Annotated in this window: 13 protein-coding genes; 10 read left to right on the top strand and 3 right to left on the bottom strand. The window is 64.0% G+C overall.

The window, feature by feature from the left end; genetic code table 11:
• Positions 1-7 precede the first annotated feature (7 nt).
• The 4 genes from J4D52_RS01800 to J4D52_RS01785 all read left to right on the top strand — a co-directional run bounded on the left by J4D52_RS01800 (position 8) and on the right by J4D52_RS01785 (position 3,734).
• On the top strand, positions 8-1,147 hold the full coding sequence (locus J4D52_RS01800; protein WP_025807059.1) for a uroporphyrinogen-III C-methyltransferase: 1,140 nt from the start codon (positions 8-10) through the stop codon (positions 1,145-1,147).
• The gene (locus J4D52_RS01795) at positions 1,144-2,382 is read left to right on the top strand and encodes a heme biosynthesis protein HemY (RefSeq protein ID WP_063433367.1); all 1,239 of its coding nucleotides are present in this window, start codon (positions 1,144-1,146) and stop codon (positions 2,380-2,382) included. Before J4D52_RS01800 ends, J4D52_RS01795 begins: the two co-directional genes overlap by 4 nt.
• Before the next feature lie 163 nt (positions 2,383-2,545).
• Positions 2,546-3,067, top strand: a complete 522-nt coding sequence (locus J4D52_RS01790; protein WP_063433366.1) for a disulfide bond formation protein B — start codon at positions 2,546-2,548, stop codon at positions 3,065-3,067.
• 208 nt (positions 3,068-3,275) lie between these two features.
• Positions 3,276-3,734 carry an Rsd/AlgQ family anti-sigma factor gene (locus J4D52_RS01785; RefSeq protein ID WP_025807062.1) on the top strand — a complete coding sequence of 153 codons (459 nt, stop codon included), beginning with the start codon at positions 3,276-3,278 and terminating at the stop codon, positions 3,732-3,734.
• 63 nt (positions 3,735-3,797) lie between these two features.
• Here the strand turns inward: J4D52_RS01785 and J4D52_RS01780 are convergent, their stop codons facing one another.
• Positions 3,798-4,463 carry an FKBP-type peptidyl-prolyl cis-trans isomerase gene (locus J4D52_RS01780; RefSeq protein WP_102676159.1) on the bottom strand — a complete coding sequence of 222 codons (666 nt, stop codon included), beginning with the start codon at positions 4,461-4,463 and terminating at the stop codon, positions 3,798-3,800.
• A 193-nt stretch (positions 4,464-4,656) separates the two neighbouring features.
• On the opposite strand from J4D52_RS01780, the gene J4D52_RS01775 reads away from it, so the two are divergent.
• On the top strand, positions 4,657-5,868 hold the full coding sequence (locus J4D52_RS01775) for an AlgP family protein (protein WP_102676160.1): 1,212 nt from the start codon (positions 4,657-4,659) through the stop codon (positions 5,866-5,868).
• Here the strand turns inward: J4D52_RS01775 and J4D52_RS01770 are convergent.
• Entirely contained in the window at positions 5,865-6,329 is a 465-nt protein-coding gene (locus J4D52_RS01770) for a TIGR02444 family protein (RefSeq protein WP_102676161.1), read from the bottom strand. The two genes, J4D52_RS01775 and J4D52_RS01770, sit on opposite strands and share 4 nt — an antisense overlap.
• A 50-nt stretch (positions 6,330-6,379) precedes the next feature.
• Here J4D52_RS01770 and J4D52_RS01765 point away from each other — a divergent pair, with 50 nt between their 5' ends.
• From J4D52_RS01765 to J4D52_RS01745, 5 genes are all read left to right on the top strand, one after another.
• The gene (locus J4D52_RS01765; RefSeq protein WP_063433363.1) at positions 6,380-8,290 is read left to right on the top strand and encodes an ATP-binding cassette domain-containing protein; all 1,911 of its coding nucleotides are present in this window, start codon (positions 6,380-6,382) and stop codon (positions 8,288-8,290) included.
• Positions 8,290-8,871, top strand: a complete 582-nt coding sequence (locus tag J4D52_RS01760; RefSeq protein ID WP_063433362.1) for a mechanosensitive ion channel family protein — start codon at positions 8,290-8,292, stop codon at positions 8,869-8,871. The genes J4D52_RS01765 and J4D52_RS01760 overlap by 1 nt, the downstream gene beginning before the upstream one ends.
• A gap of 235 nt (positions 8,872-9,106) precedes the next feature.
• Positions 9,107-9,739 (top strand): LysE family transporter, encoded by a 633-nt coding sequence (locus J4D52_RS01755; RefSeq protein ID WP_007926706.1) that lies wholly within the window; start codon positions 9,107-9,109, stop codon positions 9,737-9,739.
• A gap of 262 nt (positions 9,740-10,001) precedes the next feature.
• Entirely contained in the window at positions 10,002-11,900 is a 1,899-nt protein-coding gene (locus J4D52_RS01750; RefSeq protein WP_102676162.1) for an FTR1 family protein, read from the top strand.
• Positions 11,901-12,004: 104 nt separating this feature from the next.
• Entirely contained in the window at positions 12,005-12,460 is a 456-nt protein-coding gene (locus tag J4D52_RS01745; protein ID WP_016703198.1) for a YaiI/YqxD family protein, read from the top strand.
• Positions 12,461-12,507: 47 nt separating this feature from the next.
• On the opposite strand, the gene elbB is transcribed toward J4D52_RS01745, so the two are convergent.
• Positions 12,508-13,176, bottom strand: a complete 669-nt coding sequence (gene elbB / locus J4D52_RS01740; protein WP_053281371.1) for an isoprenoid biosynthesis glyoxalase ElbB — start codon at positions 13,174-13,176, stop codon at positions 12,508-12,510.
• Positions 13,177-13,283: the final 107 nt, after the last annotated feature.

Raw genomic sequence — 13,283 nt, 5'->3', positions numbered from 1 at the left:
TGGATACGTGAGCGAAACAGCCTTGCCTAAAGATGATGTCCAGCCGGTGATCGATGCACCGGTTGAACCCGCAACCCCAGCTGTGCAGCGCCGCGGCAACGGGTTGGCGATCCTCGCCCTGCTGCTGGGTGCGGCCGGTGTCGCTGCCGGCGGCTGGGGTGTCTGGCAGGTGCGCAGCCTGCAGGCCAACAATCAACAGCAGCTGGGGCAGTTGCAGGCCCTGGGTGACGAGGCGCAGAGCCTGAAGCTCAACGAGCAGCGCCTGACGGCACGCCTGGAGCAGCTGCCGGCGGCCGATGAACTGGAAGAGCGCCGCCGTCTGGTGGCGCAGCTGCAGGGCGACCAGCAGCGACTCAATCAGAAGCTGGAAAGCGTGCTGGGTGCCAGCCGCAAGGACTGGCGTCTGGCCGAGGCGGAACATCTGTTGCGTCTGGCCAGCCTGCGTCTTTCGGCCTTGCAAGACATCAGCAGCGCCCAGGCCCTGGTGCAGGGTGCCGACGAGATCCTGCGTGAGCAGAACGATCCCGGTTCTTTCGCCGCGCGCGAACAGCTGGCCAAGAGCCTCGCGGCCCTGCGCAGCACCGAACAGCCGGATCGCACCGGACTGTTCCTGCAACTGGGCGCATTGCGCGATCAGGTAGCCGAACTCACCGAGCTGGCCCCCGAGTACCGCGACCGCGGCGACTCGCTGCTGGGCCTGACCGCCGACGGCGATGGCGCCAGCCGCTGGGCGCAATGGTGGGACCAGATCTCGCGCTACATTCGTATCGACTTCAACGCGGACAAGAACGTGCGGCCGCTGCTCGCCGGGCAAAGCCTGACGCAGGTACGCCTGGCCTTGAGCCTGGCCCTGGAACAGGCGCAGTGGGCGGCGTTGAACGGCCAGGCGCCGGTGTACACCCAGGCGCTGGCGGAAGCCCGCGATGTGTTGAAGGGCAACTTCAATCAGGACAACCCGCAGAGCAAGCTCATGCTGGAGCGCGTGTCCGAACTGAGCAAACAGCCGGTCACCGTGCAGACGCCGGACCTGACCAAGACCCTGAGCGCCGTTCAGGCCTACCTGGAACGGCGCAACCTGAGCGCTGAAGAGTCGGTGAAACCACTGGCCAAACCTGCTGCGAATGCCCCGCAGGAGACCAGCCCATGAAGCGCCTGTACGTGATTCTGTTCCTGGTGATCGCCGCCTCGGGATTGCTGGGGTTGGCGATCGCCGAGCATTCCGGGTACATCCTGATTGCCTACGACAGCTTCCGTTATGAGTCGAGCCTGTGGGCGACCCTGGCGCTGGTCGCGGTGATCTGGCTGGTGATCTGGGGGATCAAGGCGTTGATCGAATTGGTAATGGCCTCCAGCGGCGTGGTCAATCCCTGGTCGCGGCGCAACCGCAGCCGGCGCGTACAGATCGCCATCGAACAAGGCCAGATGGATCTTGCCGAAGGCCGCTGGGCCAGCGCCCAGAAGCACTTGCATCGTGCCGCGGAAGCCGAGCGTCAGCCTCTTCTGTACTACCTCGGCGCGGCGCGGGCAGCGAACGAGCTGGGGAATTACGAGCAGTGCGACAGCCTGCTGGAGCGTGCCCTCGAGCGGCAGCCCCAGGCCGAGCTGGCGGTGGCCTTGAGTCATGCCCAGCTGCAGACCGATCGCGGCGATACCGAAGGTGCCCTGAGTACCCTGCAAGCCATGCACGAGCGTCACCCGCACAGTGTCCAGGTGCTGCGGCAGTTGCAGCGCCTGCAACAGCAGCGGGGCGATTGGTCGGCGGTGATCCGCCTGCTGCCCGAGCTGCGCAAGGACAAGGTCCTGCCCGCCAACGAACTGGCCGAGCTGGAGCGTCGGGCCTGGGGCGAGAACCTGACCCTCGCGGCGCATCGTGAAGAAGACGGTGCGGTTGGCCTGCAATCGCTCAATCGTGCCTGGCAGCAACTGACTGCGGCTCAACGTCAGGAGCCGCAACTGGTGCTGGCCTACGCCGAACAACTGCGGCAGTTGGGCGCCGAGGCCGAGGCCGAAGAAGTGCTGCGCGTCGCTCTCAAGCGCAAGTACGACAGCCATCTGGCGCGGCTTTACGGCCTGCTGCGGGGCAGTGATCCGGCGCGGCAACTGCAATTCGCCGAACAGTGGCTCAAAGACCATCCGAACGACCCGAGCCTGCTGCTGACCCTGGGTCGCCTGTGCCTGCAAACCAGCCTCTGGGGCAAGGCGCGGGACTATCTGGAAAGCAGCCTGCGCATCCAGCGCAACCCCGAGGCCTGCGCCGAGCTGGCGCGCTTGCTGGCGCAGCTGGGCGATACCGAGCGTAGCAACCAGCTGTTCCAGGAAGGCCTGGGGCTGTTGGACGAGCGCTTGTTGGCATCGCCGTTGCCGGTGCCCGCCAGGGTATAAGCCCGCAGGGCTGGGCTTCTCCTGGAAGGGCGGCCCGGCCTGCGAACCTCCCCGATCTGGCCACTGTGCCCGTTTGCCGCCCTTGATCTTGCCATGGCGCGCCTTGAAAGGGCCGAGCGCTTTCTCTACCGTGGCAGCCTGTTTCTTCCGTTGTGGATACTCCATGTCGCTGGCCGGCTCACGCTTGCTGTTCTCCCTTGTGTTTTTTACCGGTGCCTTGGCCCTGTGGGCTTCGTTTCACCTGGAGTACGGGATTGGGCTCGAGCCTTGCCTGCTGTGGGTGCTGCAACGTTTCTTCGCGCTGCTGTTGACTTCGATCAGTCTGGTCGCGGCCCTGCAGGGGCCACAATACCCGGCGAGTGCCCTGTATTGGTTGCTGGAACTGCTCTGCAGCCTGGTGGGTGTCGTCACGGCAGGGCGTCATGTGCTGTTGCAGAACATTCCTTCGGATCAGTTGCTGGCGTGCTTGCCGGACATGCCGTTCATGCTTGGCAACCTGTCCTGGGGACGGGCCTTGCAACTGGTTTTCACCGGGACTGCGCAGTGCGCGGAGGTCACCTGGACGCTGCTGGACATGAGTGCCGCGGAGTGGAGCCTGCTGTTTTTCATCGCGGTGATGATTTTGAGCGCTTATCGCCTGGCGCGGCTTCTACCACGGGGCCGACGCAGGGCGGCTGCGACCTGAATCGTCGTTTTGCGACGGGGCTAAAGATTAAACACTTGTATGAACTTTATCTCCTGCGTACCTTGAAGCGGCTGTCGAGCGGGCATAATCTGGCCCGCACGTGTCACCGCAATTACGTTGCTCGATGCTGTTCTGCCTGGCCGGATGCTGATGTTCAGTCCAGTGACGGATTCAGAGCGGCATGACCCATAAGGGAAGAGAGATCGCCATGCTCGAAAGTTGTCAGAATGCTCAGGAACGCTGGGGTGGAGTGCATCTGCTGATCGATCGCTGGTTGCAGGAGCGTCACGAACTGGTTCGGGCCTATGATGCTCTCGGCGCGGAGCCTGAGACGCTGGCTGAAAACCGACAGCCGCTGCAGGAGTTCTGCGCAATCTTGGTCGATTACGTTTCCGCCGGCCACTTTGAAATCTACGAACAGCTGACCGGTGAGGCCAGGGCTTTCAACGACAAGCGCGGGCTCGAGCTGGCCGAAACCATTTATCCTCGGATTGATGTCATCACTGAAAAGCTGCTGGCGTTCAACGATCTGTGCGACGAAGGAAAATGCGTGGCGGAGAAGTTCAAGGAGCTGGGTGGTCTGCTGCATGAGCGCTTCGAGCTGGAAGATTGCCTGATCGAAGTGCTGCACAACGCTCACAAGGAAGAGGCCGCCGTTCAGGCCTGACTTGCAGCGAAAGCCTTACCGAAACGGTGCGCATTGCGCACCGTTTTTCGTTTCTGCGCCACCCTAACCGGTAGCCCCCAGCAGCTCGATTTCAAACACCAGGGGCGTGTAAGGCGCGATCAGGTCGCCTGCGCCGTCGGCGCCGTAAGCCTGGGCCGAAGGAATCACCAGGCGCCACTTCGCCCCTGTCGGCATCTGCTGCAACGCGCTGCGCCATCCGGCAATCACACTGTCCAGGCGAAACCACTGCGGCTGCTGATTCTGATCGAACACCGTACCGTCAGGCAGGCGTCCGGTGTAGCGAACCTGTACCGAACCATTGGCTCCCGGCCGTACTCCGTTGCCGGGTGCCAGCTCGGTCAGCAGGATGCCGTTCTCTAGTTCGCGTACGCCCGGCTTGGCTTTTTCGGCCGAGAGAAAACGCTGTTCGTTTTCCAGTGCCACTTCGATTCGCGGCTTGTCCGTTTGCTCGCTGACCTGTGCTTCATGCTGGGCGAGGATCTGTTCGATGCGCTCGTCCTTGAGTGCCAGAGGCTTGCCTTGGTAGGCCTGTTTCAAGCCTTCCACCAATGCCTGGATCTGCAGGTCCGGCACCTCCTGGCGCAGGCGTTCACCGAGGCTGGCACCCAGGCTGTAGGCGAGATCGTGAGCATCGTTTTTCTGCGAATCTTCGGCGGCCTGAGCCAGTGGCAACAACATACACAAGGATAAAAAAAGGTAACGCGACATGGGTGTTCTCCGGCCTGAGACGAGGTGGATTATGCCAGTGTGGATGTGGCGGCTGGTGAGTAACTTTCTTGTGCGCGAAGAACATTTTCAATCCTCTGCAACGCATGGCATTCGATACTGTCAACATGCCCTAGCGGCGGTAGCAGCAGAGGTCTAGTATGAGCCGCAACTCACGTCAGCCAGGAGGTAAGCCATGTCGGCCAATAAGAAGCCTGTAAATACTCCGTTGCATTTGCTCCAACAGCTTTCGGGCAGCCTGCTCGAACATTTGGAAAACGCTTGTTCCCAAGCCTTGGCTGATGCTGAAAAACTGCTCGCCAAACTGGAAAAGCAACGCGGTAAGGCACAGGAAAAACTGCACAAATCGCGCACCAAATTGCAGGACGCTGCGGCGGCCGGCAAGGCCAAGGCACAAGCCAAGGCCAAGGACGCAGTGAAAGAACTTGAAGATCTGCTCGATGCACTCAAGACACGTCAATCCGAAACCCGCGCCTACATTCTGCAACTCAAGCGCGACGCTCAGGAAAGCCTGAAACTGGCCCAGGGCGTAGGTCGTGTGAAAGAAGCCGTCGCCAAGGTGCTGAGCACTCGCTCCGCCAAACCGGCAGCTGCTCCAGCACAGAAAGCTGCAGCCAAGCCGGCGGCAAAAGCCCCTGCCAAAGCTGCCGCCAAGGCACCGGTAAAAGCTGCCAGCAAACCGGCCGCCAAACCTGCTGCCAAGCCAGTGGCAAAAACCGCCGCAGCCAAACCTGCAGCTGCCAAGCCAGCGGCTAAACCGGCTGCTGCAAAAGCACCTGCGAAACCTGCTGCCAAGCCTGTTGCGAAAGCAGCTGCTGCCAAACCGGCTGCGGCGAAACCCGCTGCCAAGCCAGCAGCAAAACCTGCGGCCAAAGCCGCCGCCAAACCAGCGGCTAAAACCGCGGCGGCCAAGCCTGCTGTTGCCAAGCCAGCGGCTAAACCCGTAGCGGCAAAACCTGCTGCGAAGCCGGCCGCCAAACCGGCTGCGGCAAAAGCTCCGGTGAAGGCCGCAGCTAAACCTGCAGCCAAACCAGCGGCCAAGCCCGCTGCCAAGCCCGCTGCCAAACCTGCAGCAGCCAAGCCGGCGGCTTCCACTGCCGCCAAGCCAGCAGCCGCCAAACCCACTGCAGCAAAACCAGCCGCCAAGCCTGCGGTGAAACCTGCTGCCAAACCGGCTGCAAAACCCGCTGCGAAGAAACCAGTTGCAGCCAAGCCTGCAGCTGCCAAACCGGCCACCGCTCCAGCGGCCGCCAAACCAGCCACTCCGGCGACTCCGGCAACCAAGCCTGCGGCACCGGTATCTTCGCCAGCTCCAGCGGCGACTGCTGCGCCAGCTCCGGCTCCGACTGCCGCTCCTGCCAGCACCACGCCAACCAGCGCTTCCTAAGCGCCGGTCACCGCGACGCGCAGCGCCTGCAGCGCGTCGCGGTTGAGGTTGGCGGCTTCGGCCGCCAGTCCTTCCAGCCAGTTCGTCAGATCCTGCGTTTCACCCTCCGACCATTCCCCTGCCAGTGCTTCCAGGCGCAGCAGCAGTTGCCGTTCGGCCTCCAGTTCCAATGCCTTGACCTGTTCGCGCAAGACCGCCAGTTCCGGATCCGCGCTCGCGGCCGGACGCCATTGCGTGCGCAGCTGGCGCAGCGGCCTGACGACTTCGTCGTGCCAGGGCTGACCCAGGGTTTGCAGTTGTTGCAGGCGCTGGGCGGTACAGGCCACCCCGCGCGCGCCGAGCCAGGCCGCGCAGAGTAAAAGACAGACATTGGCCCCGGCCGCCTGGAGGTTCAGGCAGGCTTCTTCGACGCCCGGGCGGGCGTAGGTCTTGAGGGTGAAGCTCCACAGGTCAGAGGACATATTGCTACTCGCGCCAGTTGCGAACGAAGCTGGTAGACTCCGCCGCCATTATGATTCGACTTCAGAACCTGACTTTACAGCGTGGTCCGCAACGTCTGCTAGAAGACGCCGAGCTGACCCTGCACGCCGGCCAGAAAGCCGGCCTGATCGGTGCCAACGGCGCCGGCAAATCCAGCCTGTTCGCCTTGCTGCGTGGCGAGTTGCACCCGGATTCGGGCGACTGCTTCCTGCCCGCCGACTGGCGTATCGCCCATATGCGCCAGGAGGTCGACACCCTCGAGCGGCTGGCGGTCGACTACGTGCTCGATGGCGACCTGCGCCTGCGTCAGGTGCAGCGTGAGCTGGCCGCCGCCGAAGCGGCCCATGACGGTGCGGCCCTGGCACGCCTGCATGCCGAACTGGACAGCGCCGACGGTTATACCGCCGACGCCCGGGCGCGCAAGTTGCTGGCTGGCCTGGGTTTCAGCAATGAGCAGATGGACCGTCAGGTCGGCGACTTCTCCGGTGGCTGGCGGATGCGCCTGAACCTGGCGCAGGCACTGATGTGCCCGTCGGACCTGCTGCTGCTCGACGAACCAACCAACCACCTGGACCTCGATGCGATCCTCTGGCTGGAAGACTGGCTCAAGGGCTACCCCGGCACCTTGCTGCTGATTTCTCACGACCGCGATTTCCTCGATGCCGTGGTCGACCATGTGGCTCACGTCGATCAGCGCAAAATCACCCTCTATCGCGGTGGCTACAGCGCCTTCGAGCGCGCCCGTGCCGAACGCCTGGCGCAACAGCAGCAAGCCTACGAGAAGCAGCAGGCGCAACGCGCGCACATGGAAAAGTACATTGCGCGCTTCAAGGCCCAGGCCACCAAGGCCCGCCAGGCCCAGAGCCGGATCAAGGCCCTGGAACGGATGGAAGAGCTGTCCGCTGCCCACGTCGACTCACCGTTCGACTTCGTTTTCCGCGAGTCGGAAAAGATCTCCAGCCCGCTGCTCGACCTGTCCGATGCCCGCCTGGGTTACGGCGAAAAGACCGTGCTGGAGAAGGTCAAGCTGCAACTGACCCCGGGTGCGCGCATCGGTCTGCTCGGCCCCAACGGCGCCGGCAAGTCGACCCTTATCAAGAACCTCTCCGGCGAGCTGTCGCCGCTGGGCGGCCGCCTGACCCGTGGCGAGAACACCGTGGTCGGCTACTTCGCCCAGCACCAGCTGGACTCGCTCGACGCCAAGGCCAGCCCGTTGCTGCATTTGCAGCGCCTGGCGCCGACCGAGCGCGAGCAGACCCTGCGCGATTTCCTCGGCGGCTTCGACTTCCGTGGCGCGCGTATCGATGAGCCGGTGCTGAACTTCTCCGGTGGCGAAAAGGCGCGCCTGGCCCTGGCGCTGATCGCCTGGGACCGCCCGAACCTGCTGCTGCTCGACGAACCGACCAACCACCTGGACCTGGAGATGCGCCTGGCCCTGACCATGGCCCTGCAAGAGTTCAGCGGCGCGGTACTGGTGGTCTCCCACGACCGTCACCTGCTGAAAAGCACCACCGACAACTTCTTCCTGGTAGCCGACGGCAAGGTCGAGGAGTTCGACGGCGACCTGGACGACTACGCACGCTGGCTGGTGGACTACCGCCAGCGCAACGCGCCGGTCAGCACGACCACGGTCAACCCGGACAAGACCGACAAGAAGGCCCAGCGCCAGGCTGCCGCAGCCTTGCGCCAGCAGTTGGCGCCGCACAAACGCGAAGCCGATAAGCTGGAAACCGAGCTGGGCAAGGTCCACGAGCGGCTGGCAAAAATCGAAGCCAGCCTTGGCGACAGTGGTGTCTATGAAGCGGCCCGCAAGGATGAATTGCGTGATCTGCTGGCCGAGCAGGCCAAGCTGAAGGTGCGCGAAGGCGAGTTGGAAGAGGCCTGGATGGAGGCCCTGGAGCTGCTGGAAAGCATGCAGGCGGAACTGGAAGCCTTGTCCTGATGGAAGCGTTCAAGCTGCCTTTGCCAACCATGTGGATCGAGCCGCTGTGGGTCACAGTACAAATCCTGCTGATCCTCCTGGCTGGCTACATCACCCAGCGTTTTGTCGCGCGCTGCCTGACGCGCCTGGGTGAGCGTTACCCGTTCCCACCGCAGTTGCTGATGCCGCTGCGCGGCGGCTTGCGCTGGCTGATCATGGGCAGTGCGCTGATCTTCGTGCTGGAGCGGCTCGGAGTGTCGGCGACGGTACTCTGGACTGCCTTGTCCGGTTTTGTCGCGGTGGCGGCGGTGGCCTTCTTCGCCATGTGGAGCGTGCTGTCCAACCTGCTCTGCGCCATCCTGATCTTTACCGTGGGCCCGTTCCGCATCGGCGATGTGGTCGAGTTGGTGGACACCCTCGACAAGCCGGGTATCAAGGGCCGGGTGGTGGCAATCAACCTGCTGTACACCTCGCTGATCGAGGCCGAGGAAGCCGGCACCGGCGGCGTCATGGTGCAAGTGCCCAACAGCCTGTTCTTCCAGCGCTCGGTGCGCCGCTGGCGCGGCAGCGATGCGCTGTCGGTGGGCTCCGGCGAGAAATAGTCTTCCTGTGCCGTCTCTGTAGCCGCTGCCGAGCATCGTGAGGCTGCGATCGGCTGCGAAGCAGACGCGCTCTTGAGATCGCAGGAAGGTCCTGCGTGTCGAGCGCGACCCCGGCCTATCGCAGCCTTCGGCAGCGGCTACAGGGTAGCGATGTCTGTCCGACAAAAAACTATGGTCATCCGCCCGCCGGCGCATTAGCTTAGGCGTCTACGACGAATTCGAGCCGAGGTGTGCGATGGTTCTTGAGACATGGCTGGCGTTTTTTGCCGCCTGCTGGGTGATCAGCCTTTCCCCGGGGGCCGGCGCGATTGCGTCGATGTCCTGCGGTCTGCAATACGGTTTCTGGCGCGGTTACTGGAACGCTCTGGGCCTGCAACTGGGCCTGGCCATGCAGATCGCGATTGTCGCGGCCGGCGTGGGGGCGATTCTTGCGGCATCCTCGACCGCCTTTTACGCGATCAAATGGTTCGGCGTGGCCTACCTGGTCTACCTCGCGGTCAAGCAGTGGCGCGCGCTGCCCAGCGACCTGAGCGACGACGCTGCGATCCGGCCGATCGGCAAACCCCTGGCCCTGGTGTTCCGCGGTTTCCTGGTCAACATCAGCAACCCCAAGGCGCTGGTGTTCATGCTGGCGGTCCTGCCGCAGTTCATCGATCCCCATGCACCGCTGGTGAAGCAATACCTGATCCTCGGCGCGACCATGATTGCCGTCGACCTGATCGTCATGGCCGGCTACACCGGCCTGGCTTCCAAGGTCTTGCGCCTACTGCGCACGCCCACCCAGCAACGCCGGATGAACCGCACCTTCGCCGGTCTGTTCCTCGGCGCCGCCGGGTTGCTGGCGACCATTCGCAAAGCGCCGGTCTAAGAAGCTGGCCATACAAAAAAGGCGCCCCTCGAGGGCGCCTTTTTTATGCCTGTGTCTCAGGGGGATCCGAGAGCACGGGCGAGTCCCGGCCGCGCCCGGATTTATTTCATCTTTGTTCAGGAAACCCCGGACCCCAGGTGATTCAAGGCTTTGGCTTGGCATCAGGCACCGCTGCGCCTGGGCGTTGCGCATGACAACGCTTGAGTGAAAGTCACTGTAAGTGAACAATGTGTTACTTCGTATTTCCATTTGAGATTCGTTCATGACTGCCCCCTCCCGTTTCCTGGCGTGGCTCGTGCTGCCGCTATTGGCCCTGTGCAGCGCCAACCTGCTGGCGGACACCGTAGAAGGCGCGCCCAAGGCGCTGCACCTGCTCGACTACATTGGCGCGGACTACCCACCGACGGTCGAGGCGGGCAAGGTCATTGACGACTCCGAGTACCGTGAGCAGGTCGAGTTTCTCGGCGTGTTGCAGGGACTGGTCGCCGATTTGCCGGCCAAGCCGGAGAAGGCTGAGCTGGAGCAGGGCATCGCCAGCCTGAACGAGGCGGTCAAGGCCAAGGTGGATGGCGCCCTCGTCGCCCGTCAGGCGCGGCAGCTGGGTGCCAAGCTGGCGGTGGCCTATGAGGTCAGCCAAGCCCCGATCATCACCCCGGACCCGAGCCGTGGCGCGCCTTTGTATGCCCAGCACTGCTCGGTGTGTCACGGCGACACCGGTGCCGGCGATGGCCCGGCCGGCGTCGGCCTGGCGCCGCCACCGGCCAACCTGCGGGATGCGGCGCGCACCGATCACCTGAGCCTCTACGCGATCTACAACACCCTCGGCCTGGGCGTCGAAGGCACTGACATGCCGTCTTTCGCCGATCAGCTGGACGACCGCCAGCGCTGGGACCTGGCGACCTATATCGCCGGCTTCACTGCCGACCCGGCCGAGGCGAAGGGCGACAAGAGCTACAACCTCGCCGACCTGGCCCGCCAGACCCCAAGCGAAGTGCAGGCCGCCGAAGGCCCGCAGGCCGCGGCCACCTTCCGTGCCCAGCGTGCCCAGCCGCCACAGGTCAAGCGTGGCCCGGCGCAACTGCTCGACTACACCGCCTCGACCCTGGACAAGAGCCTGGCCGCCTACCGCGCCGGTGACCGCGAACAGGCCTATGACCTGTCGGTGGCGGCGTACCTGGAAGGCTTCGAGCTGGTGGAAAGCTCCCTCGACAACGTCGACGCCAATGTACGCAAGGACACCGAGAAAGCCCTGATGGCCTACCGTCAGGCGCTGCAGGACGGCTTGCCGGTAGAGCAGGCCGAGCAACGCCTGGATGCCGCCAAGGCCAAGCTGACAGAGTCGGCGGGCCTGCTGGGCAGCGATGGCCTGAGCTGGTCCCTGAGCTACATCTCCGGCCTGCTGATCCTGCTGCGCGAGGGCCTGGAGGCGATCCTGGTGCTGGCGGCGATCCTGGCCTTCCTGCGCAATACCGGGCAGCAATCGGCGGTGCGCAGCGTCAACGTCGGCTGGGCCCTGGCCTTGCTGGCCGGTCTGGCGACCTGGGCGCTGGCGGCGTATGTGATCGACGTCAGCGGCTCCCAGCGCGAGTTGCTGGAAGGCGCCACGGCCTTGTTCGCCAGTGTCATGGTGCTGTGGCTCGGCGTATGGATGCACGACCGCCGGCACGCGGCGGCCTGGCAGGACTACATCAAGAGCAGCCTGGTGGGCGGCGGCGGCCGTTTCGGCTTTGCGGTGCTGGCGTTCTTCTCGGTCTATCGCGAGCTGTTTGAAGTGATCCTGTTCTACGAAACCCTGTGGCTGCAGGCCGGTCCGGCGGGCCACAACGCGGTGCTGGCCGGCGGCGCCACCGCGCTGGTGCTGTTGTTCGGCCTGGCCTGGGTGATCTTGCGCGGTTCGGCCAAGCTGCCGCTGGCCCTGTTCTTCGGTATCAACGCGGCATTGCTGTGCGCCTTGTCGGTGGTGTTTGCCGGGCATGGCGTCAAGGCGCTGCAGGAGGCCGGAGTCTTCGGTACGCGGCCCGTGGCGTTCTTCGACTTCGACTGGCTGGGGATTCACGCCGATGCCTACTCGCTGACGGCGCAGGCGGTGGCGATCGTGGCGATCATCGTGCTCTACAGTCGCAGCCGTATCGCCGAAAAACGGCGGACTCAGGTTTCCTGACGCATCCGCTTCGCGCATTATCGCGGGCAAGCCGCGCTCCCGCAGAATGCTGTGTTTCTGTAGGAGCGAGGCTTGCCCGCGATGCTTTTTAGAGGAATAACGCAATGCGTGTGTGGATCGATGCCGACGCCTGCCCCAAGGCGGCGAAGGATCAGGTGGTGAGGTTTGCCCTCAAGCGCCAGTTCGAGCTGGTGCTGGTGGCGGGTCAGCCGCAGATCAAGCCGGCCTTTGCCTGCGTCAAGCTGATCGTGGTGCCCAGTGGCCCGGATGCGGCCGACGATTATCTGGTGGAACACGCGGTGCCGGGCGAGCTGGTGATCTGCAGTGACGTGCCCCTGGCCGACCGGCTGGTGAAGAAGGGCGTCGCCGCCCTCGACCCGCGGGGCAAGGAGTTCGATGCGCAGAACATGGGTGAGCGGCTGGCGGTACGTAACCTGTTCACCGATCTGCGCGAGCAGGGGCAGGTCGGTGGTGGGCCAGGCGCTTATGGGGACCGTGAGAAGCAGGCCTTCGCCAATGCCCTGGACCGGATCCTGACGCGGCTGGCACGTCAGGCCTGACGGGGCCGTAAGGCGAGGGCGTTTGCCGGCTCGCCACGGCCGCGGGGTTATTCGTCGTTTTCGTGGGTCAGTTCCAGCACCCGATCCACTAGCTTGTTGATCCCCGCCGCCGCTTCGCTGATGGACTGCGCGAGCATGTAGGCCGGGGTGCTGACCAGCTTGCGTGCTTTGTCTTCGATGATGTCGCCGACGGCGCACTCTGCGTGGGTCGCGCCCATCTTGCTCACGGCGGCCGCGGTGTCGGCGTCGTTGCCGATGGTGCAGGTGACGCCAGGGCCGTAGATCTTCGCCGCCAATGCCGGCGAGATGCAGATCAGGCCCACCGGCTTGCCGGCTTCGGCGAAGGCTTCGGTCAGCGCCAGGACATCCGGCTGGACCGTGCAGCCGGCCCCTTCCACGGCGAAGTTGGAGAGGTTTTTCGCCGCGCCGAAGCCGCCAGGCACGATCAGCGCGTCGAAGTCTTCGGCGTCGGCGTCACGAATATCTTTCACCTGGCCGCGGGCGATGCGCGCCGATTCCACCAGGACATTGCGCGACTCGGGCATCTCTGCGCCGGTCAGGTGGTTGATCACATGCAGCTGGGCGATGTTCGGGGCGAAGCACTGCACCTGGGCGCCACGCTGGTCCAGACGCAGCAGGGTGATGACGCTTTCGTGGATCTCGGCACCGTCGTAGACGCCACAGCCGGAAAGGATCACTGCAACTTTTTTGCTCATGGTTTTTTCTCCAGATTCATGGCGTTAAATGTCCACTAATTTGTCGCCCGTTGCCATAGGGTTATCCCGCCGCTCGACCTAATCTTCGATCAGGATTCCCATCAGGT

Origin of the sequence: Pseudomonas sp. GW460-12-10-14-TSB1 (assembly GCF_017349775.1) — a bacterium.
Taxonomy (GTDB): Bacteria; Pseudomonadota; Gammaproteobacteria; order Pseudomonadales; family Pseudomonadaceae; genus Aquipseudomonas; species Aquipseudomonas piscium.
This window is presented reverse-complemented; position numbering and strand designations above follow the sequence as displayed.

Excerpts from the sequence above, each read along its gene's own strand:
- elbB (WP_053281371.1), bottom strand. The coding sequence starts at position 13,176 with ATGAGCAAAAAAGTTGCAGTGATCCTTTCCGGCTGTGGCGTCTACGAC.
- J4D52_RS01790 (WP_063433366.1), top strand. The coding sequence starts at position 2,546 with ATGTCGCTGGCCGGCTCACGCTTGCTGTTCTCCCTTGTGTTTTTTACC.
- J4D52_RS01770 (WP_102676161.1), bottom strand. The coding sequence starts at position 6,329 with ATGTCCTCTGACCTGTGGAGCTTCACCCTCAAGACCTACGCCCGCCCG.
- J4D52_RS01750 (WP_102676162.1), top strand. The coding sequence starts at position 10,002 with ATGACTGCCCCCTCCCGTTTCCTGGCGTGGCTCGTGCTGCCGCTATTG.
- J4D52_RS01760 (WP_063433362.1), top strand. The coding sequence starts at position 8,290 with ATGGAAGCGTTCAAGCTGCCTTTGCCAACCATGTGGATCGAGCCGCTG.
- J4D52_RS01765 (WP_063433363.1), top strand. The coding sequence starts at position 6,380 with ATGATTCGACTTCAGAACCTGACTTTACAGCGTGGTCCGCAACGTCTG.
- J4D52_RS01785 (WP_025807062.1), top strand. The coding sequence starts at position 3,276 with ATGCTCGAAAGTTGTCAGAATGCTCAGGAACGCTGGGGTGGAGTGCAT.
- J4D52_RS01755 (WP_007926706.1), top strand. The coding sequence starts at position 9,107 with ATGGTTCTTGAGACATGGCTGGCGTTTTTTGCCGCCTGCTGGGTGATC.
- J4D52_RS01780 (WP_102676159.1), bottom strand. The coding sequence starts at position 4,463 with ATGTCGCGTTACCTTTTTTTATCCTTGTGTATGTTGTTGCCACTGGCT.
- J4D52_RS01775 (WP_102676160.1), top strand. The coding sequence starts at position 4,657 with ATGTCGGCCAATAAGAAGCCTGTAAATACTCCGTTGCATTTGCTCCAA.
- J4D52_RS01795 (WP_063433367.1), top strand. The coding sequence starts at position 1,144 with ATGAAGCGCCTGTACGTGATTCTGTTCCTGGTGATCGCCGCCTCGGGA.
- J4D52_RS01745 (WP_016703198.1), top strand. The coding sequence starts at position 12,005 with ATGCGTGTGTGGATCGATGCCGACGCCTGCCCCAAGGCGGCGAAGGAT.